Annotated in this window: 1 protein-coding gene; it reads right to left on the bottom strand. The window is 46.1% G+C overall.

From position 1 onward, the window contains the following. Window positions 1-2: 2 nt before the first annotated feature. Window positions 3-206 (bottom strand): hypothetical protein (locus AF337_RS44405; protein ID WP_210168061.1); only part of this gene is annotated, 204 nt, incomplete at its 5' end.

Raw genomic sequence — 206 nt, 5'->3', positions numbered from 1 at the left:
GTTCATATATCTAAATGAGTAGTGGTTAATTCCGAAGGAAGTTCGGAACTTCCAAAATACGCAGCTGCCGGTGCAATGTAGTTTCGAGGCGCCGGCAACTTACAACGATATTTGTTCAAAGCAAAACAAGCAAAAATAGGGGGATAGGTCGTGAACCATCGGAGGATTGTTCTTGCGCGCTTTGCGCAAGCGTTGGCTTGCAACAG

The organism is Rhizobium ecuadorense (genome assembly GCF_001187535.1).
GTDB classification, from domain to species: domain Bacteria; phylum Pseudomonadota; class Alphaproteobacteria; order Rhizobiales; family Rhizobiaceae; genus Rhizobium; species Rhizobium ecuadorense.
This window is presented reverse-complemented; position numbering and strand designations above follow the sequence as displayed.